Raw genomic sequence first — 19087 nt, 5'->3', positions numbered from 1 at the left:
CGGCTTTTTTACATCAAACCACCATATTCAACAGCAGTACCCCGACCAGACCGCACACCGAAATAATGGTTTCCAGCGCGGACCAGGACTTGATGGTTTCACCGATCGTCAGGTTGAAGTACTCCTTGAACAGCCAGAAGCCAGGATCGTTAACGTGAGAGAAAATCACGCTACCGGAACCGACGGCGATAACCATCAGCTCAGGGCTAACACCCGTGGTCGCAATCAGCGGGGCAACGATACCGCCCGCGGTGATCGCCGCAACGGTCGCAGAACCCAGCGCAATACGCAGAACCGCGGCAATAGACCAGGCCATCAGGAGCGGCGACACGTTGGTTTCATGCATCATGGCAGCGATGTATTTGTCCACGCCGCTGTCGACCAGAACCTGCTTGAATGCGCCGCCGCCGCCGATGATCAGGAGCATCATGGCAATGATTTTGATGGAAGAGGTCAGCGTGTCGTTGATCTGATCCATAGAACGGCCGCGGTTCAGGCCGAAGGTGAACATCGCGATCAGCACCGCAATCAGCGTTGCCATGACCGGGTCACCGAGGAATTCCGCAACGGACAGGAACGGATGACCTTTCGGCAGAATCATCTCCGCCACGGCACGCATCGCCATCAGGATCACCGGTACCAGAGAGGTCCAGACGCTGACGCCAAAGCCCGGCATCTCTTCTTCGGTGAAGGTTTTGGCGCTGTACAAACCTTCCGGAATCGGCTTATCAATGCCTTTCAGGAAGCGGGCATAAACCGGGCCCGCCAGAATCACGGTTGGGATCGCCAGAATCGTACCGAACAGCAGGGTTTTACCCATATCCGCGTGGAAAATGGTTGCAATAGCGGTTGGACCCGGGTGCGGCGGCAGGAAGCCGTGAGTCACGGACAGCGCGGCAGCCATTGGCACACCGACATACAGCAGCGGGATGTTTGCCGCAGCCGCGATGGTGAACACCAGCGGCAGCATCAGCACGAAGCCCACTTCATAGAACAGCGCGAAGCCGACGGTAAAACCGGTTAATACCACCGCCCACTGGATGTTCTTCTTGCCAAATTTGGCAATCAGCGTGGTGGCGATACGCTGCGCGCCCCCGCAGTCTGCCAGCATTTTGCCGAGCATGGCGCCGAAGCCCATGATCAACGCCAGGCTGCCGAGCGTGCCGCCGACGCCGGCTTTGATGGAACTGATAACTTTAACCAGCGGCATACCCTGCATCAGACCGACTGCAAGTGCCACCAGAACCAGAGCGATAAATCCGTTCATTTTGAAACGGATCATCAAGAGCAGTAATAACACAACACCGATAGCAACGATGACTAATGGCATGATTTACCTGGCCTTTGAATTGTTATGGGTAACGTCATTGTTTCAACGACAAATTCCGATTGTCCCAACTGGGAACAGAGTGTTAACGGCACTCATACTGATGCCTTCGAAACCATTAAGTTTAGTCGGCTGTTATAAGGATGCTGAGTGCCCACGAGAATGATACGGGTAACATGGCTCGATTGAGAATCACCCTGGGAGGCTAAATTTGAATTATGAGACGCAGGTCAACATATGGGAGGTAAACGCAAAACGGTAACCATGAGGTTACCGTTTTTAATGTTTTCACCCTCTCCCGTGGGAGAGGGCCGGGGTGAGGGCATCAGACCTCACTATTTCTGTAGGCCCGGTAAGCGCAGCGCCACCGGGCGATACAGACGGATACGGAATTAGTAGTAAGAGTGCTCGCCGCGCTGGTGCTCGGTCAGGTCACGCACGCCTTTCAGTTCCGGGAACTCGTTCAGCAGCTGCTTCTCGATCCCTTCTTTCAGCGTTACATCGACCATTGAGCAGCCGTTACAGCCGCCGCCAAACTGCAGAATGGCAAAACCTTCGTCGGTGATTTCCATCAGGGAAACACGACCGCCGTGGCCCGCCAGCTGTGGGTTGATCTGGGATTGCAGCAGATACTCAACGCGCTCCATCAGCGGGGCATCGTCAGACACTTTACGCATTTTCGCGTTCGGCGCTTTCAGGGTCAGCTGAGAACCCAGCTGATCTGTGACGAAGTCGATCTCCGCATCTTCAAGATACGGTGCGCTCAGCTCATCAACGTACGCGGTGAGCTGTTCAAATTTAAGGGCAGTGTCAGTCGCTTCCACAGCGTCCGGAGGACAATAAGAAACACCACATTCTGCATTCGGAGTGCCTGGATTAATCACAAACACGCGGATCTGCGTCCCTTCTTCCTGATTTGCCAGCAGTTTGGCAAAGTGCGCTTGTGCAGAATCGGAAATACGGATCATAGCTTTGGCCTAATAGTTGACTAAATTACCTGGGTATAATCATACGCCCATTGAAGAAGGGCTACAAGGTACGGCACAGACACCATACCTGAACCGACGCGGCGCCGCTTCGCAAAAGCAGTCGGGAAAGTTCAGCAACGGTACTGCCCGTGGTGACGACATCATCCACAATCGCGATATGGAGACCGTCGACCGGCAATTCAAGGCGAAAGGCATTTTTGAGGTTTCTTTTGCGAAGCCGGGCGCTGAGCTGATGCTGGATGGCGGTGGCATGAACGCGTGTCAGCGCGCGGGCCTCATACCGACAGCCGAGCCACCGCGCGAGGGGACGGCAGAGCAGGTCACTCTGGTTATAGCCGCGCCGCCAGTGCCGACGCCGGTATAAAGGGACATTCACCACCATGTCGATTTTCGGCAGTGCCCGGTGACGTCGCGCCTGCAAAACTGCCAGCAACAGCAGGCGGGCAAGGGGCTGTGCCAGCGAGCTCTGCCCGGAAAACTTCAGCGCGTGGATCAGCCTGTTCAGCGGCGGAACATAATCATCCACTGCCACCAGCGCACTCCACGGCGGGGATTTTTTCAGGCAGCGGCCACAGGGCAACGAGGGGTTGGTGGCCGGTAAACCACATTGTGGACAGATCCCGATACGCCATTGCAGCGCTCGCGTACAGACGGAGCAGACACCCCACCCGCTGAGCGCCAGCGGCATTTGGCATAGCCAGCACAAGCCGGGTACTGTTAGCATGTGCAACCTCCATGTGAAAAAAGAGAACAGTAACTGATGAAGACGCTGTGGTGGCAGACCGTAGGGACAGGAAATTGCCATCTTGTGCTGCTGCACGGATGGGGCCTGAATGCGGAGATATGGCATTGCATACGTGAGGAACTTGCCTCGCATTTCACGCTGCATCTGGTGGATTTACCCGGCTTTGGCCGCAGCCGCGGGTATGGCGCGTTGTCGCTTGATGAAATGGCGCAGCAGGTTCTGGACGCTGCGCCGCAAAATGCGGTCTGGCTGGGCTGGAGCCTGGGCGGGCTGGTGGCGAGCCAGATTGCGTTGTCGCAGCCTGAACGCGTAAAAGCGCTGGTGACGGTGGCGTCATCGCCCTGTTTTAGCGCGCAGGAAGAGTGGCCGGGGATCAAGCCTGACGTGCTGGCGGGCTTCCAGCAGCAGCTGAGCGACGATTTCCAGCGGACCGTAGAGCGGTTCCTGGCATTGCAGACAATGGGCACTGACACCGCGCGTAAGGATGCCCGAACGCTGAAGCAGACCGTGCTTTCGCTGCCGATGCCGGAGGTTGAGGTGCTAAACGGCGGACTTGAGCTCCTGAAAACGGTTGACCTGCGCGAGCCGCTGGCCGCGCTGACGGTGCCGCACCTGCGTATCTACGGTTATCTCGACGGGATTGTGCCGCGCAAAGTGGTTCCGCTGCTGGATTCACTCTGGCCGGAGAGTGAATCGCAGATCATTGCCAAAGCCGCACATGCCCCGTTTATCTCTCATCCGACGGAATTTTGTTCAGCGCTGATTGCGTTAAGTCAACGTTTCGACTGATTATTTTCTATCCTGCCTGGAAAAAGTAACACACCGCAACCATACTCCAGATGTCGTTGCGGTTGTTCTGCCTACGATAATCAAAACAACAATCCTATGGAGAGTCAGGCTATGAAACTTGTTACAGGTATTGTCACTTCTCTGGTTATTGGGTCACTGTCATTTGGCGTCTTTGCGGCAAAAGAGCTGGAAAAAGATAAAGTTGCCGGCATGAATCTGACGAAAATTGGTGAGATTTCTACGTCTGATACCACCGCGCCGATGGATGCTCGCAGAGAGCTGTCGAAGAAAGCGGATGAGCTGGGTGGGACGTACTACGTGATAACCAGTGCAAACAAAGACACGAAGAACGTACGCGCAACGGCGGAAGTCTACAAGTAATACGATAAAGCCAGGCAGCGATGCCTGGCTTTGTTAACGCAGCGCCCACCACTCCCTGAGGCAGGCCTTTCCTTCCGGACAGCTTTTACAACTGCCGGAGAGACAACCGTCCGCTTCTTCCTGAATCCGCACGGCTTTCCCCATGGCTTCCAGTCTTTCCAGCATGGCATCGATCATCGGCTGCGGCGTATGCAGGCTGAGGCTCAGCTGTTTCGCCTCCATTCGCCCTTGCAGTGCCAGCAGGTCTCGAACCTGAATCAACGATGCCATGGTGTGCTCCTTAGTGACAGTCGCCCGCCGGGCTGCTGCAGCAGGTCGCGGCGGTTTTACGGTTTGCCAGCAGGTCGATGTCGACGCGGCTGCGCGCCCGCCGCAGCAAACCGAGCACTATCACGTTAAACAGCACAACCGCGAGAATGCAGACCAGGCTGTAGCGCGGATGCTGGCTGAAATTAACGGTTTGATAAAAGAGCGTCGACAGCGAGTACGCAATGTTTAACCCCCACAGGATGGAGAAGCCCATCCAGCCGCGGCTGGACTCGCGGGCAATCGCCCCCATCACGGAGATGCACGGAATGTAGAGCAGAACAAAGATGAGGTAGCTGTAGGCCGCGGACGCGCTGCCAAATTTCTCGCCCATCACGCCCATGGCACCTGTTGCCATTTCGCCGTCGCCTTTGCTGGCCTCAATAGGGTTCGCCAGCACGCTCAGGCTGAAGGTGTCTTTCAGGCTCTGCCAGGTTTCCTCTACGGCACCCAGCAGTTCATGACCGAGATGAAACTCTGCCGGATTAAATTCCTGTTCCTGAATGTTCTCGGCGGTATAAAGCGTGTTCAGGGTGCCGACAACCACCTCTTTCGCCATCGCTCCGGTGAATAGCCCGACGGTTGCCTGCCAGTTATCCTCATGCACGCCAATCGGTTTGAAGACCGGCGTGATGACGCGGCTGACGGAGGCGAGGGCAGAGTCGTTGATGTTTTCTGCCGCCTGCCCGCTGAGGGTGAAGCTGTTCAGCGCGCTCAGGAAAATGCTGACGATGACAATCACCTTACCGGCGCGCAGCACAAAGCCCTTCAGGCGCTGCCAGGTCTGGATCGCCAGGCTTTTCAGATGCGGCACGTGATACACCGGCAGCTCCATCACAAACGGCGACGCTTCACCGCGCATAATGGTGTGCTTCAGCATCAGACCGGTGAGGATCGCCATCACGATGCCCAGCACGTACAGCGAAAAGACCGCCAGCGCGCCCTGCTGACCAAAGAAGGCTGCGGCAAAGACCGCAAAGATGGCCAGACGGGCACCGCAGGACATAAACGGCGCCATCATGATGGTCATCAGACGTTCACGCGGCGCATCCAGGGTGCGTGCGCCCATCACCGACGGTACGTTACAGCCGAAGCCGACAATCAGCGGGACGAAGGATTTACCCGGCAGACCCAGCGCCTGCATCAGACGATCCATCACGAACGCGGCGCGCGCCATGTAGCCGGAATCTTCCAGGAACGAGAGGAACAGATACATCATGCCGATCTGCGGCACCAGAGGCAGAACGGTGTTGATACCGCCGCCGATCCCCTGTGCGAGGAAGATGGTTAACCATTCCGGGAAGTGCAGAGTGTAACCCACCCACTGAATTCCGTGGACGAAGACCGCGACGGAACCGGCGTCGAAAATGGGCTGGAGGGCGCCGCCGATGTTAATGGCGAGCAGGAACATCACGTACATCACCAGCAGGAAGATGGGCAAACCGAGGAAGCGGTTAAGCACGACCTTATCCACCGCTGCCGTAAAGCGGCTGGGCTCTGCCGTCAGGGCGTTGCTGACAACGTCGCAAATCGAGGCGATGGCCTGGTAACGCGCATCGGCGATGTGCAGCGCCGGGTCGTCCAGCTCGTCGCTAAGACGGGCCACCGTCGCGTCCAGCTTATCGGCCGCATGCCCGGCGTAAGCGCGGCTGTAGATATCCCCTTCCAGCATCTGCAGGCCAAGCCACAGGCGCTGTTTCGCAGGCATGCTTTTGTCCATCTCCTGCGCCAGCACATTGGCTTCGCGCAGGAGAGGCTTCGCGTAATGCACCAGCTCAATGTCATGATTTCCCTGGTGACGGTCAATAGCCAGCTTCAGCGCATCAATACCGCGAGCGCGCGTCGAGACCAGCGGAACGACCGGGCAACCCAGGCGCGCGGAGAGGGCATCGACGTCGATACGCAGCTTTTGTTTCTCCGCAATGTCGAGCATGTTGAGCGCCACAATGCAGGGGATCCCCAGCTCCAGCAGCTGCAGCGTCAGATAAAGGTTACGTTCGAGATTGGAAGCGTCGACCACGTTGATCAGCAGGTCCGCGTCGCCGCCAAGAATATAGTGGCAGGCAATCTGCTCATCGAGCGAGGTTTGCGACGAAATGGTGGTTAAGGAGTAGGTGCCGGGAAGGTCAACCAGCGTCACCTGGTTGTCCGTTGTCGTGAACTGGCCCTCTTTACGCTCAACCGTCACGCCCGCCCAGTTGCCCACGCGCTGGCGGGCTCCGGTCAGCTGGTTAAAAAGCGTCGTCTTGCCGGAATTAGGATTGCCAATTAAGCCAATAGTTAACTTTTTCATTTTTTTAGACTCACTGAAACCGCTGGCTTGTTATCGGGATAAGGCTTCGACTTCTATTAACGCGAGGTCTTTCTTACGCAGCACCAGATTCACGCGGCGGGTTTCGATATGAACCGGATCGCCCAGCGGCGCCACGCGCACGACCTGGAATGACGAGCCGGGCAGCATGCCCAGCGACAGCAGCTTTTGCCGATAGGCTGGGCTAATTTCGCGGGTAAAACCGGTAATCTTCCATGCACTGTCTGGAGTGTATTGCATAACGCCTGATTCCACGAAAGGTTAAATTATCTACTATGGGATGATAATGAGAATAGTTTTTATCAGCAATATTAAAACTGTGACGGAATGTTGTTTACGGTATTAATTTACGGCCTGTTTGACCTGGCTCAATATTTGCTGAATTGCCTGGAAAACGAAAAGGGGAGTATTTGTTAACGGGGTGATAATTGGTGGTTTAAATATGGCTATGCAATCGGTTTCATATATTTCGATATGATTTTATTCCCCCCACCCATGAGGACGAGGGGGAAAGACCGCACCGTGCGCTCCCCTCTCCCCTTTGGGGAGAGGGTTAGGGTGAGGGGCATTGCAACCTTAGCGTTTCTTACCCATCGCTGCCGCCAGCGCATCCATCATCGCGCTGTTGCCTGCAGGCTGAGCATCACGTCCGCGCGGTTTTGCCGCTTTCGCGGTCGGGCGCTGCTGCTCGCGGCCACCGCCATTGCCGCCACGGCGCGCGCTGGTGTCGCCCGGCTGCTCGTCCAGACGCATGGTCAGCGCGATACGCTTGCGCTGCAGATCGACTTCCAGCACTTTCACCTTCACGATGTCGCCCGCTTTGACCACGGTGTGCGGGTCTTCAACGAACTTGTCGGCAAGGGAAGAGATATGCACCAGACCGTCCTGATGCACGCCGATATCCACAAAAGCGCCAAAGTTGGTGACGTTGGTCACCGCGCCTTCCAGCACCATGCCGGGCAGCAGGTCGTTCATGGTTTCCACGCCGTCAGCAAAGGTCGCCGTCTTGAACTCAGGACGCGGATCGCGGCCCGGCTTTTCCAGCTCTTTGATGATGTCGGTGACGGTTGGAACACCAAATTTGTCATCGGTGAAATCAACGGCTTTCAGGTTGCGCAGGGCGCTGCTGTCACCCATAAGATCTTTCAGTGCCTGCTGGGTGGCGGCCAGAATGCGCTCCACAACCGGGTACGCTTCCGGGTGAACGGTGGAGGCATCCAGCGGGTTATCGCCGTGGTTGATGCGCAGGAAGCCCGCACACTGCTCAAAGGCTTTTGGCCCCAGACGGCTCACCTTCAGCAGCTGCTGACGGTTCTGGAACTGGCCGTTCTCATCACGCCAGGCGACGATGTTCTGCGCCATCATGCGGGTTAAGCCCGCCACGCGGGTCAGCAGGGGAACGGAAGCGGTATTCAGGTCAACGCCGACGGCGTTTACGCAGTCTTCCACCACCGCATCCAGCTTGCGCGCCAGCTGAGTCTGGCTCACGTCGTGCTGATACTGGCCCACGCCGATGGATTTCGGGTCGATCTTCACCAGCTCCGCCAGCGGATCCTGCAGGCGGCGTGCGATAGAGACCGCACCGCGCAGGGAAACGTCCAGGTCCGGGAACTCCTGGGCCGCCAGCTCGGACGCAGAATAGACGGATGCTCCCGCTTCGCTGACGATCACTTTCTGTGCCGTCACTTTCGGGAACTGCTTCTGCACGTCGAGGTAGAAACGCTCGGTTTCGCGTGAAGCCGTACCGTTGCCGATGGCAACCAGCTCCACATTGTATTTTTCGCACAGCGCCGCCACCACGACGGCCGCTTTCGCTGCCTGGCCGGTGTGCGGATAGATGGTATCGGTCGCCACCAGCTTGCCGGTGCCGTCAACCACAGCGACCTTCACGCCGGTACGCAGACCCGGATCGAGACCCATGGTCGCGCGCAGGCCTGCAGGGGCGGCCATCAGCAGGTCGTGCAGGTTACGGGCGAAGACGTTAATCGCTTCATCTTCGGCGCGCTCGCGCACGGTGCCCATCAGCTCGGTTTCGAGGTGCATCAGCACCTTGATGCGCCAGGTCCAGCTCACCACGCCTTTGCGCCAGCTGTCCGCCGGAGCGTTGTTCAGGCGCAGGCCGAGATGGTCGATGATGATCTGCTCGCAGTGGCTCTCTTTCGGCGGCTCGTCAAACTGCGGGTCAGCGTTCAGGGAGAGCTGGAGCACGCCTTCGTTGCGGCCGCGGAACATCGCCAGCGCGCGGTGTGAAGGGGCGGTAGAAATCGGTTCGTGGTGATCGAAGTAGTCGCGGAATTTCGCGCCTTCTTCCTCTTTACCCGCGACGACGGTAGAGACGATGTGGGCATTCTTCCACAGGTAATCACGCACTTTAGCGAGCAGGGCGGCGTCTTCGGCGAAACGCTCCATCAGAATGTAGCGCGCGCCGTCAAGGGCGGCCTTGGTGTCCGCTACGCCTTTGTCGGCGTCGATAAATTTGGCAGCTTCAGTTTCCGGATCGTGGGACGGCTCGTTCCACAGCAGGTCGGCAAGCGGCTCAAGACCCGCTTCAATCGCAATCTGCCCGCGCGTGCGGCGCTTCGGTTTATACGGCAGATAGAGATCTTCGAGTTCGGTTTTGCTCAGGGTGCCGTTGATGGCGCTTTCAAGCTCGCTGGTCAGCTTGCCCTGTTCGCCGATGGATTTGAGGATCGCCTGACGACGTTCTTCCAGCTCGCGCAGATAACCCAGACGGGTCTCCAGGTTACGCAGCTGCGTGTCATCCAGACCGCCGGTGACTTCCTTACGATAGCGTGCAATAAACGGCACGGTGTTCCCTTCATCAAGCAGGCGAACGGCAGCTTCTACCTGTTCGGCTCTGGCCTGAATATCACCCGCAATAATGCGGCAGAGCGAATCTTTCATCATGGCTTTATCATCTGTTGAGTCGAAAAATCAGGGGATAGTTATACGGGCTGACACGGCAAAATGCCAGCCGGGGAGGGCGCTCTCGGACTATTTTACGTAGACGATCTCATTGACGTACCAGCTGGCTTCACCGGCAGGGGTCTGAACGACGGCCAGATCGCCCACTTCCTTTTTCAGCAGCGCGCGAGCCATCGGGGAGTCGATGGAGATGTAGTCCTTACGACCAAAAATTTCATCGTAGCCGACAATGCGAAAACGCAGAGTGTCGCCATCGTCGTTTTCAATCTCCACCCACGCGCCGAAGAACACTTTGCCCTCCTGCTGCGGGGAGTAATCGACAATTTTGAGATTCTCGAGACACTTCGTCAGGTAGCGAACCCGGCGGTCAATTTCGCGCAGCCGCTTTTTGTTGTACTGGTAGTCAGCGTTTTCGCTGCGATCGCCCAGGCTTGCTGCCCAGGTCACCTTTTTGGTTACTTCAGGACGCTCTTCGCGCCAGAGGTAATCTATCTCTTTTTTGAGCTTTTCGTACCCTTCGCGGGTGATCAGGGGCGTTTTCATGGTAAAGCCTTTGCTGCCTGCCGGTTAACTGTCTTGCGCACAATACGTACCGCACTGTGTAACAGACAGGATTAATAATGATTTATGTGATGAAATGAGCAGATAAGCTGCTGTTAAATATGCTTTGTAACAATTTCGACTAGAATTTATACCAGAATTAACTGGTCGAATACGTGCACTTTTTTAGAATACGCTGTTACAAAGACTATCCGAACCTTTGGGAGTACACACAATGCAAGAGAACTACAAAATTCTGGTCGTGGATGACGACATGCGCCTGCGCGCGCTGCTGGAGCGTTATCTGACCGAGCAGGGCTTCCAGGTTCGTAGCGTCGCGAACGCTGAGCAGATGGACCGTCTGCTGACCCGTGAATCTTTCCACCTGATGGTTCTCGACCTGATGCTGCCTGGCGAAGACGGGCTTTCTATTTGCCGCCGTCTGCGCAGCCAGAGCAACCCGATGCCGATCATCATGGTGACGGCGAAGGGTGAGGAAGTTGACCGTATCGTCGGCCTCGAAATCGGCGCAGATGACTACATTCCAAAACCGTTTAACCCGCGTGAACTGCTGGCGCGTATTCGCGCTGTGCTGCGCCGTCAGGCGAACGAACTGCCTGGCGCACCGTCTCAGGAAGAAGCCGTCATTGCCTTCGGCAAGTTCAAGCTGAACCTCGGCACGCGCGAGATGTTCCGTGAAGATGAGCCAATGCCGCTCACCAGCGGCGAGTTTGCGGTTCTGAAAGCGCTGGTCAGCCACCCGCGTGAACCGCTTTCCCGCGACAAGCTGATGAACCTGGCGCGCGGTCGCGAATACTCCGCAATGGAACGCTCCATTGACGTGCAGATCTCCCGCCTGCGCCGCATGGTGGAAGAAGATCCTGCGCATCCTCGTTATATTCAGACCGTATGGGGTCTGGGCTACGTGTTCGTCCCGGACGGCTCTAAAGCATGAGGCGAATGCGCTTCTCGCCGCGTAGCTCGTTTGCCCGCACCCTGTTGCTGATCGTCACCCTGCTGTTCGTCAGCCTGGTGACGACCTATCTGGTGGTGCTGAACTTTGCGATCCTGCCGAGCCTCCAGCAGTTTAATAAGGTCCTGGCCTACGAAGTCCGTATGCTGATGACCGACAAACTGCAGCTGGAGGACGGCACGCAGCTCGTCGTTCCCCCGGCGTTTCGCCGTGAAATCTACCGTGAGCTGGGCATTTCGCTCTACTCCAACGAAGCGGCGGAAGACGCTGGCCTGCGCTGGGCGCAGCACTACGAATTCCTCAGCCAGCAGATGGCGCAGCAGCTGGGCGGCCCAACGGAAGTGCGCGTTGAGGTCAACAAAAGCTCGCCCGTCGTCTGGCTGAAAACCTGGCTGTCACCCAATATCTGGGTGCGCGTCCCGCTGACCGAAATCCATCAGGGCGACTTCTCGCCGCTGTTCCGCTACACCCTGGCGATTATGCTGCTGGCGATAGGCGGCGCGTGGCTATTTATCCGTATACAGAACCGACCGCTGGTCGACCTGGAGCACGCTGCGCTGCAGGTCGGTAAAGGAATTATTCCACCTCCGCTGCGCGAGTATGGCGCCTCGGAAGTCCGTTCGGTGACGCGCGCGTTTAACCATATGGCGGCAGGCGTGAAGCAGCTGGCGGACGATCGTACGCTGCTGATGGCGGGCGTAAGCCATGACCTGCGCACGCCGCTAACGCGTATTCGTCTGGCGACGGAGATGATGGGGGAAGAGGACGGTTATCTCGCCGAGTCCATTAACAAGGACATCGAAGAGTGTAATGCCATCATCGAGCAGTTCATCGACTACCTGCGCACCGGGCAGGAGATGCCGATGGAGATGGCGGATCTGAACGCGGTGCTGGGCGAAGTGGTGGCGGCGGAAAGCGGCTACGAGCGCGAGATTGATACCGACCTGCAGGCGGGTGAAATTCAGGTACGCATGCACCCGCTCTCCATTAAGCGCGCGGTGGCGAACATGGTGGTCAACGCGGCGCGCTACGGCAATGGCTGGATCAAAGTCAGCAGCGGGTCTGAACTCAACCGCGCCTGGTTCCAGGTGGAAGACGACGGTCCGGGCATCAAGCCCGAGCAGCGTAAGCATCTGTTCCAGCCGTTTGTGCGCGGCGACAGCGCGCGCAGCACCAGCGGCACGGGCTTAGGCCTGGCGATTGTTCAGCGTATCATCGATAACCACAACGGACTGCTGGAGATTGGCACCAGCGAGCGGGGTGGGTTGAGCATTCGCGCCTGGCTGCCGGTCCCGGTGACGCGGGGGCAGGTGAAAGAGGGTTAAAAAAAGGGTGGCAATTGCCACCCTTTTTTGTAGGTCGGGTAAGGTGAAGCCGCCACCCGACAAAATGCGGTCTCTGCGGTCTGATGCCCTCACCCCGACCCTCTCCCACGGGGAGAGGGAGAAAACAATAAAAAAGGCAACTTTCGTTGCCTTTTTGCTTTGACCTACAGCTTCGGTCCCGCGCTCACCAGCGCAGCACCCGCCGGGGTATCGGTATACTTCTCGAAGTTCTCGATAAACAGCTTCGCCAGCGATTCCGCCTTCTCGCGCCACTGCTCCGGAGAACCGTACGTGTTGCGCGGGTCGAGGATATGCGTATCCACACCCGGCAGCGACGTTGGGATCGCCAGGTCAAACATCGGCAGCGTGAAGGTTTCGGCGTCGTCCAGAGAACCATCCAGAATGGCGTCGATAATGGCGCGGGTATCTTTGATAGAGATACGTTTGCCGGTACCGTTCCAGCCGGTGTTCACCAGGTATGCCTGCGCGCCGGATGCCTGCATGCGTTTCACCAGCACTTCAGCGTACTGCGTCGGGTGCAGCGACAGGAAGGCCGCGCCGAAGCAGGCGGAGAAGGTTGGGGTTGGCTCCGTCACGCCACGCTCGGTACCCGCCAGCTTGGCGGTAAAACCGGAGAGGAAGTGGTACTGCGTCTGGCTGGCCGTCAGGCGAGACACCGGAGGCAGCACGCCGAACGCATCCGCGGTCAGGAAAATGACCTTCGTGGCATGACCCGCTTTTGACACCGGCTTCACGATATTGTCGATGTGGTAGATCGGGTAAGAGACGCGGGTGTTTTCCGTTTTCGACGCATCGTCGAAGTCGATGGAGCCGTCGGCACGCACGGTGACGTTTTCCAGCAGCGCATCGCGACGGATCGCGTGGAAAATATCCGGCTCGGCCTCTTCAGACAGGCGAATGGTCTTCGCGTAGCAGCCGCCTTCAAAGTTGAATACGCCGTCGTCATCCCAGCCGTGTTCGTCATCGCCAATCAGGCGACGTTTTGGATCGGTGGACAGGGTGGTTTTCCCGGTACCGGACAGGCCGAAGAATACCGCCACGTCGCCTTTTTCACCGACGTTAGCCGAGCAGTGCATGGAGGCGATGCCCCGCAGCGGCAGCAGGTAGTTCATGACCGAGAACATCCCTTTCTTCATTTCGCCGCCGTACCAGGTACCGCCTATCAGCTGGATACGCTCGGTCAGGTTGAAGGCCACAAAGTTTTCGGAGTTCAGACCCTGCTCTTTCCACTGTGGGTTCGTGCATTTCGCACCGTTCATCACGATGAAATCCGGGGTGAAATCCTGCAGCTCTTCGTCGGTTGGACGAATAAACATGTTTTTCACGAAATGCGCCTGCCAGGCCACTTCAGTGATAAAACGCACGGAGAGACGGGTATCGGCGTTAGCGCCGCAGAAAGCGTCGACAATGAACAGACGCTTGCCGGAAAGTTGATGGGTGACGAGCCCTTTCAGGTGCTGCCAGGTTTCCGGGGAGAGCGGTTTGTTGTCGTTCTTCCCTTTGCCCTTGTCAGCCCACCACAGCGTATCGCGGGTGGTTTCGTCTCGGACGATATACTTATCTTTCGGCGAACGACCGGTAAAAATACCGGTATCGACGGCGATAGCACCAAGATTCGTCAACACACCACGCTCGTATCCTTCCAGTGCTGGATTGAGCTCTTCCTGATACAGCGTATCGTAGTCGGGGTTGTAGACGATTTCCTGGACGTCGTGAATACCATAAGCCTTGAGATCTTGCGGGGTTAAACCAGTAACACGCATATCACTGCTCCTTAGCCAATATGTACTGCCTGAAATTGTAGGGTTTTTCTGAGGTTGTTAACCGCGACGGGGCTCATAGATTTACGCATCTGGACAAAACCCTTACTAACGGAAAACGCTGCGACTCCAGTCACAGCGCAGGCGGATTATCGCAGGAATCGCTTTTTGGTTGGGGAAAATGTTCCGAAAAGGTTAAAGAGTGGTGATTTTATCGGAAAGAATGTGAATGTAATCGCATACACGTAAGAAAATTACGTAAGAGTTACATAAGGAAAACGATTCAGCTTGGGGGGAGTTTTTTACCCCTCACCCCAGCCCTCTCCCCAAAGGGGAGAGGGGGTTCAAGTTCCCTCTCCCCTTTGGGGAGAGGGTTAGGGTGCGGGGAAAGAGGTTTAGTGAACCTGCGGATCCGCCGGGGAGGCGTTATTGCGGATCTCAGCGATATCCATCGAATTGAACACGTAGTGCGTACCGCAGTAGTCACAGTGCATATCGATTTCGCCGTCTTCCGCCATGATGCTGTCGATCTCTTCATCCGGCAGGGTTTTCAGCGCGCCAGCACAGCGCTCGCGTGAGCAGGTGCACTTAAATTCCACGGACTGCGGATCGTAAACCGTCACTTCTTCTTCGTGGTACAGACGCCACAGCACGTCGGTCGCCGACAGGTTGAACAGCTCTTCCGCTTTGATGGTTTCGGTCAGCGTCGCCAGGTGCTCAAAGTCATTGGTTTGTGCGTCCTGCGCAGGCAGAACCTGCAGCAGCATACCGCCCGCAGCAGGCTGACCGTCCACTTCACCGGTGCGGATGAAGAGACGCGTCGGCAGCTGTTCAGAACGCATGAAGTAATCTTCCAGGCAGGCTGCCAGGGTATCGCCTTCCAGACCCACCACGCCCTGATAGCGCTCACCTTCCTCAGGGGAGATGGTGATCACCAGGTAGCCATTACCCACCAGCGTTTTGAGGTCTGCATTTTCAGGCACGTCGCCCTGAACGCGCGCCACGCCGCGCATCTGCTGCTGGTTATTGCCGTTGATCACCGCCAGCGTCATCGGGCCGTCGCCCTGCAGCTGCACGGTGATATCACCGGCAAACTTCAGCGTCGCCGTCAGCAGGCTGGTGGCAACCAGCAGTTCGCCCAACAGGGTCTTCACCGGCAGCGGGTAGTTGTGGTTTTCCAGAATCTGTTTCCAGGTTTCGGATACGGTGACCAGCTCGCCGCGCACGGCGAATTGTTCAAACAGATAGCGGTGTAATTGGTCGTGTTGGGCCATTTTCATCTCTCGTGCGGGTGAGGTTAATCAGTCTCACCGTGTTTAAATTTCATCAGATCGCGACGCTCTTTTTTATCCGGTCGCCGGTCCGGGTGAGGCATCGTCAGCGCGTTCATTTTGCGCGCCAGCGCGGTCTTCTCGCGCTTTTCAATGCTCTCCGCCGTCTCTTCATAAAGCAGTACGGCTTCCGCTGCAGGTCGACGCTGTTCGGTAATGGCTTTAATCACCACCGTACGTTCATCGTTGCCCTGCCGCAGCGTTAAGGTGGCATTCAGCTCAACCAGCTTGCTCGGTTTGCTGCGCTGGCCGTTGTAATGCACTTTTCCGCCGTCAACCATCTCGCGGGCGAGGGCGCGTGTTTTATAAAAACGCGCTGCCCACAGCCATTTGTCCAGTCTTACCCCGTCAGAGGGTTTTTCTTTCATGGCGTCTCCTTCACGGTCAGTGAGGGGATCATCTGGCGATAGTCGTTCAGCCCAGGGTGGCGCAGATAGCTTTTTTCAGCCAGGCCAGAGTCAGGATTGGTCACGCCCAGACAGTAGCGAATGCCAAACCTTGCCGCGGAATCCAGAATGGGCTCGCTGTCATCAATGAACAGCGTACGTTCTGGCTGCAAACCCGTCTCTTCCTTCACCGCATGCCACAACCGCTGATCCTCTTTCGGATAACCAAATGTGTGGGTGGAAAGTAATAAATCAAGGTGCGACGCCAGACCGGTATGCTCCAGCTTCACCGCCAGATTATGTGGATGCGCGTTGGTCAGCAAAATACGGCGCTTGCCGCTTGCTTTCAGCGCATCCAGAAAGGGCACGGTGTCCTCGCGCAGAACGGCGCGCGGGCCCTGGGCGGTGGTCATGGCACAAATATCCAGACCGAGGCGCTCGCTCCAGTAGTCAAGACAGTACCAGTTTAGCGTATGTTGCACCGCACTATATTGCGAATGAATGAATGCCTGCGCTTCTGCCGGGGAGATCCCCTGCTGCTCGCCATAGGTTTCAGGAACCAGCGTTTGCCAGAAATAGTTATCAAAGGCGAGATCGAGCAGCGTGCCGTCCATATCCAGCAGAACGGTATCTACCTCCTGCCAGGCGATATCAAGATGCATAAGGGGGAACTCCAGCCAGAAGAAACGTGCGCGACAGGGTAGCACAACTTGCCGCGCAACGACGTTATCAGATCAGGCTCTCAGACGAGGGGATCAGCTTTGGATTGAGGCAGTTTTCATAATACTGCTGAATGTCTGCAAGCCGGGTGCGCGAGCGCTGGTAGCGGCGCAGGGCCATAAAGCCGTTCCAGAAAATGGCGATCAGCATCGCGGTCATCAGCAAAGAGGTGCCGATGTAACGCCACAAGCCTGCGCTATCCGGCATCCGGTGCAGGCCGATATGGCGAGTGCCGTTGGCGTCGGTATAAATACTCGTGACAATCCCTTCGGCGCTGAACGGCGTTTGCATCAGCATCTGCGCCAGGCGCTGGAACTGGCTCCACTGCTCCTGCGCCGGGTAGTCATAAAGCGCAACCTGCGGGTAGGGCTGATCGACAAGGTCGCTGCCTTCATCGCTTGCTATCACAAAGCCGCCCGGCGCCGGGCTGTTCAGCGCCTGAGCCGCGCGGGTGGTCTCGCGCATCATGAACGGCGACGTCGAGGTGGCGACCAGGTTATCCAGCGATTCAGCGCTCACCGGACGCAGCAGCACGTTAACGCCATCCAGTCGTCCCGCTTCGGCGCGTTTTACCAGCGAGTCCCAGTCTTTGCTGTTCCCCAGGTTTACCAGGGCGTTTTTAAGGCGTATGCACTCATCCTGAGAGGAGCATAAATCCTGCGTTTTCAGGACGATGTCACCAAAGTCATCCAGCAGAACCATGCCTGATTTCTGAATGGCCGAGCGCAGCGCGGGGCTGACGCGCGAATCGTCGTCCGGTTTCGGGTGCAGCTGGCGGTTAACCGTCTGGGTGAGAGCCGTGGCCTTGTTCACCACTTCGGATTCCGGCAGCGGCAGCGGCGGCGCGTCGTTCCAGATAATTTGCGAACAGTCGAACGGCATGAACGGCGAGCTCTGACGCGTGTTCCACGCCCCCGGGGTGTGAATATTACACATCCCGGTTCCCTTCAGGCGCAGCGTGTCCCCCACGCGTACACCGGCTTCATCCAGTTTGTTGACGCTTGTCGCTTCAATGGTTTGCGCCCCTTTGATCCACGACAGGGTGAATTTAATGGGCATATCCAGCGGCACGAAAAGCAGCAGCATGGCTAAGACCAGCGCGGCGCCGCCGGCAATGACCGTACTGCGTAGCCAGTGCTGAAGCGGGAAATTTTTCACTTCATCATGCAGAGACAGGAAGCGCCCCTGACGCACAACGTGGCGGTCAAGGTAGATATCAATATCGGTTTTCTGCCCTAAATCCTGTGCGATCCACGGCTGCCAGTGGCGCGGGTAGATCAGGTCGATAATACCGAGCGAAATATTGTTGAGATGTTCCTGATCGTTTTCACCGAACAGGCCCCAGCGCTTTGGCGTCCCGCGCAGGCAGTGGATCTCGCGCAACGAGGTTTTAGCCGGTGGAGCAAAGAGACCCCAAAGCCCGCCGGCCAGCAGCAGCACCGCGCCGCCAGCCAGCCAGGGGACAAACACATCCGGCGTGAGCAGGCAGATGAAAAAGAGCAGGAAGGCAGCAACGATCAGAATGGCTTCACGGATGCCGTCCGGGCGGCTCAGGGCGTACTCTTCATGCGTTTCCTGGCGAATGTTCAGCAGTTCGATCTGCTCTGTCTCTTCGCCACGAATGGACGCCTGCGTTGAACTCGCGCGCTCCAGCGCAAAACGCGGGGCTTCCTGAAGGTATTCATTCAGCGTATGGCCGTTAAGCGTGATAACCAGAGGCAACGAATCGGTGTGAATCAGCTCAACGCTGTTTTCGTCATTAATGTATTGCTCCCAGGACGGGGGCAGATGCACTTCGACGGAATCAAGGTAATAGCGCCATTTGTTTGGGTCATCAGTGGTGATGCCATAGCGCGTGATGGAGCGTGTCACGCACAGCACGGTATCACTTTGCGCATTAAGCTTTAGCGCGACGGGCGCAGCGGTGGCTCCCGTTGGCCCAGGCGTTAACTGAGTACGGTTCAGGATTTCGAGATAGTTTTCAACCGCATCGCGCTCGTCCTGCGTGAGTTTACGCGTGCTCGCACCCGCAAATGCGTTTAAAAAAGGCAGACGATAACGGCGCTGTACGCGGCGCCTGTACAACCACCCTGCAACCAACGCGCCGGCCAGCATAGCAGCGAGAACAATCAAAATGGTGCTCATGCTTTCCCCATCTTACTTATCTTCTTACAGGTGTAGTCAGTAGCACCTTTACATTGAATGAGAGTCTGTGGCTGGCTATCGGCAAGTATGGAGTCGAACTTGAGCATTCTGAA

At 57.1% G+C, this 19087-nt stretch carries 17 protein-coding genes; 4 read left to right on the top strand and 13 right to left on the bottom strand.

What is annotated here, in order from left to right; translation table 11 throughout:
* Window positions 1–13: 13 nt before the first annotated feature.
* The 3 genes from gntT to gntX all read right to left on the bottom strand — a co-directional run bounded on the left by gntT (window position 14) and on the right by gntX (window position 3040).
* Entirely contained in the window at window positions 14–1330 is a 1317-nt protein-coding gene (gene gntT, locus NI40_RS20700) for a gluconate transporter (RefSeq protein WP_039263070.1), read from the bottom strand.
* Between the two features lie 389 nt (window positions 1331–1719).
* Window positions 1720–2295, bottom strand: a complete 576-nt coding sequence (gene nfuA / locus NI40_RS20695; RefSeq protein ID WP_008503055.1) for a Fe-S biogenesis protein NfuA — start codon at window positions 2293–2295, stop codon at window positions 1720–1722.
* Window positions 2296–2356: 61 nt separating this feature from the next.
* On the bottom strand, window positions 2357–3040 hold the full coding sequence (gntX, locus tag NI40_RS20690) for a DNA utilization protein GntX (protein WP_039263071.1): 684 nt from the start codon (window positions 3038–3040) through the stop codon (window positions 2357–2359).
* Between the two features lie 36 nt (window positions 3041–3076).
* On the opposite strand from gntX, the gene bioH reads away from it, so the two are divergent.
* On the top strand, window positions 3077–3850 hold the full coding sequence (bioH, locus tag NI40_RS20685) for a pimeloyl-ACP methyl ester esterase BioH (RefSeq protein WP_039263072.1): 774 nt from the start codon (window positions 3077–3079) through the stop codon (window positions 3848–3850).
* Between the two features lie 111 nt (window positions 3851–3961).
* A complete protein-coding gene (locus NI40_RS20680; RefSeq protein WP_039263073.1) occupies window positions 3962–4231 on the top strand; it encodes a YdgH/BhsA/McbA-like domain containing protein in 270 nt (89 codons plus the stop codon).
* 33 nt (window positions 4232–4264) lie between these two features.
* Here the strand turns inward: NI40_RS20680 and feoC are convergent, their stop codons facing one another.
* The 5 genes from feoC to greB form a co-directional block, all read right to left on the bottom strand.
* Window positions 4265–4501, bottom strand: a complete 237-nt coding sequence (feoC, locus tag NI40_RS20675; RefSeq protein ID WP_039263074.1) for a [Fe-S]-dependent transcriptional repressor FeoC — start codon at window positions 4499–4501, stop codon at window positions 4265–4267.
* A 10-nt stretch (window positions 4502–4511) separates the two neighbouring features.
* Entirely contained in the window at window positions 4512–6830 is a 2319-nt protein-coding gene (feoB, locus tag NI40_RS20670) for a Fe(2+) transporter permease subunit FeoB (protein ID WP_039263075.1), read from the bottom strand.
* Window positions 6831–6860: 30 nt separating this feature from the next.
* On the bottom strand, window positions 6861–7088 hold the full coding sequence (gene feoA, locus NI40_RS20665; protein ID WP_039263076.1) for a ferrous iron transporter A: 228 nt from the start codon (window positions 7086–7088) through the stop codon (window positions 6861–6863).
* A 336-nt stretch (window positions 7089–7424) separates the two neighbouring features.
* The gene (locus NI40_RS20660; protein ID WP_039263077.1) at window positions 7425–9755 is read right to left on the bottom strand and encodes a Tex family protein; all 2331 of its coding nucleotides are present in this window, start codon (window positions 9753–9755) and stop codon (window positions 7425–7427) included.
* An 87-nt stretch (window positions 9756–9842) separates the two neighbouring features.
* A complete protein-coding gene (gene greB, locus NI40_RS20655) occupies window positions 9843–10316 on the bottom strand; it encodes a transcription elongation factor GreB (protein WP_039263078.1) in 474 nt (157 codons plus the stop codon).
* Between the two features lie 232 nt (window positions 10317–10548).
* Between greB and ompR the strand changes: the two genes are divergently transcribed.
* Both ompR and envZ read left to right on the top strand, forming a co-directional pair.
* The gene (gene ompR, locus NI40_RS20650) at window positions 10549–11268 is read left to right on the top strand and encodes an osmolarity response regulator transcription factor OmpR (RefSeq protein WP_001157751.1); all 720 of its coding nucleotides are present in this window, start codon (window positions 10549–10551) and stop codon (window positions 11266–11268) included.
* Window positions 11265–12611 (top strand): two-component system sensor histidine kinase EnvZ, encoded by a 1347-nt coding sequence (gene envZ / locus NI40_RS20645; RefSeq protein ID WP_010436407.1) that lies wholly within the window; start codon window positions 11265–11267, stop codon window positions 12609–12611. Before ompR ends, envZ begins: the two co-directional genes overlap by 4 nt.
* 164 nt (window positions 12612–12775) lie before the next feature.
* Here envZ and pckA read toward each other — a convergent pair whose 3' ends face one another.
* From pckA to NI40_RS20620, 5 genes are all read right to left on the bottom strand, one after another.
* A complete protein-coding gene (pckA, locus tag NI40_RS20640) occupies window positions 12776–14395 on the bottom strand; it encodes a phosphoenolpyruvate carboxykinase (ATP) (RefSeq protein WP_023309493.1) in 1620 nt (539 codons plus the stop codon).
* A 392-nt stretch (window positions 14396–14787) separates the two neighbouring features.
* A complete protein-coding gene (gene hslO / locus NI40_RS20635) occupies window positions 14788–15672 on the bottom strand; it encodes an Hsp33 family molecular chaperone HslO (protein ID WP_161495995.1) in 885 nt (294 codons plus the stop codon).
* A gap of 17 nt (window positions 15673–15689) precedes the next feature.
* Window positions 15690–16091 (bottom strand): ribosome-associated heat shock protein Hsp15, encoded by a 402-nt coding sequence (hslR, locus tag NI40_RS20630; protein ID WP_029740483.1) that lies wholly within the window; start codon window positions 16089–16091, stop codon window positions 15690–15692.
* Complete coding sequence (yrfG, locus tag NI40_RS20625; protein ID WP_039263079.1) at window positions 16088–16771, bottom strand: GMP/IMP nucleotidase; 684 nt, start codon at window positions 16769–16771, stop codon at window positions 16088–16090. The genes hslR and yrfG overlap by 4 nt, the downstream gene beginning before the upstream one ends.
* 67 nt (window positions 16772–16838) lie before the next feature.
* Window positions 16839–18974 carry an intracellular growth attenuator family protein gene (locus NI40_RS20620; RefSeq protein ID WP_033146817.1) on the bottom strand — a complete coding sequence of 712 codons (2136 nt, stop codon included), beginning with the start codon at window positions 18972–18974 and terminating at the stop codon, window positions 16839–16841.
* Window positions 18975–19087: the final 113 nt, after the last annotated feature.

Origin of the sequence: Enterobacter sp. E20, assembly GCF_000801755.2 — a bacterium.
Taxonomy (GTDB): domain Bacteria; phylum Pseudomonadota; class Gammaproteobacteria; order Enterobacterales; family Enterobacteriaceae; genus Enterobacter; species Enterobacter asburiae_B.
Note: the sequence above shows the minus strand (reverse complement) of the source record. Positions and strands in the feature narration are given on the sequence as shown.

Bases quoted from the DNA above. Each gene is read 5' to 3' on its own strand.
- gntT (WP_039263070.1), bottom strand. From the start codon at position 1,330: ATGCCATTAGTCATCGTTGCTATCGGTGTTGTGTTATTACTGCTCTTG.
- nfuA (WP_008503055.1), bottom strand. From the start codon at position 2,295: ATGATCCGTATTTCCGATTCTGCACAAGCGCACTTTGCCAAACTGCTG.
- gntX (WP_039263071.1), bottom strand. From the start codon at position 3,040: ATGCTAACAGTACCCGGCTTGTGCTGGCTATGCCAAATGCCGCTGGCG.
- bioH (WP_039263072.1), top strand. From the start codon at position 3,077: ATGAAGACGCTGTGGTGGCAGACCGTAGGGACAGGAAATTGCCATCTT.
- NI40_RS20680 (WP_039263073.1), top strand. From the start codon at position 3,962: ATGAAACTTGTTACAGGTATTGTCACTTCTCTGGTTATTGGGTCACTG.
- feoC (WP_039263074.1), bottom strand. From the start codon at position 4,501: ATGGCATCGTTGATTCAGGTTCGAGACCTGCTGGCACTGCAAGGGCGA.
- feoB (WP_039263075.1), bottom strand. From the start codon at position 6,830: ATGAAAAAGTTAACTATTGGCTTAATTGGCAATCCTAATTCCGGCAAG.
- feoA (WP_039263076.1), bottom strand. From the start codon at position 7,088: ATGCAATACACTCCAGACAGTGCATGGAAGATTACCGGTTTTACCCGC.
- NI40_RS20660 (WP_039263077.1), bottom strand. From the start codon at position 9,755: ATGATGAAAGATTCGCTCTGCCGCATTATTGCGGGTGATATTCAGGCC.
- greB (WP_039263078.1), bottom strand. From the start codon at position 10,316: ATGAAAACGCCCCTGATCACCCGCGAAGGGTACGAAAAGCTCAAAAAA.
- ompR (WP_001157751.1), top strand. From the start codon at position 10,549: ATGCAAGAGAACTACAAAATTCTGGTCGTGGATGACGACATGCGCCTG.
- envZ (WP_010436407.1), top strand. From the start codon at position 11,265: ATGAGGCGAATGCGCTTCTCGCCGCGTAGCTCGTTTGCCCGCACCCTG.
- pckA (WP_023309493.1), bottom strand. From the start codon at position 14,395: ATGCGTGTTACTGGTTTAACCCCGCAAGATCTCAAGGCTTATGGTATT.
- hslO (WP_161495995.1), bottom strand. From the start codon at position 15,672: ATGAAAATGGCCCAACACGACCAATTACACCGCTATCTGTTTGAACAA.
- hslR (WP_029740483.1), bottom strand. From the start codon at position 16,091: ATGAAAGAAAAACCCTCTGACGGGGTAAGACTGGACAAATGGCTGTGG.
- yrfG (WP_039263079.1), bottom strand. From the start codon at position 16,771: ATGCATCTTGATATCGCCTGGCAGGAGGTAGATACCGTTCTGCTGGAT.
- NI40_RS20620 (WP_033146817.1), bottom strand. From the start codon at position 18,974: ATGAGCACCATTTTGATTGTTCTCGCTGCTATGCTGGCCGGCGCGTTG.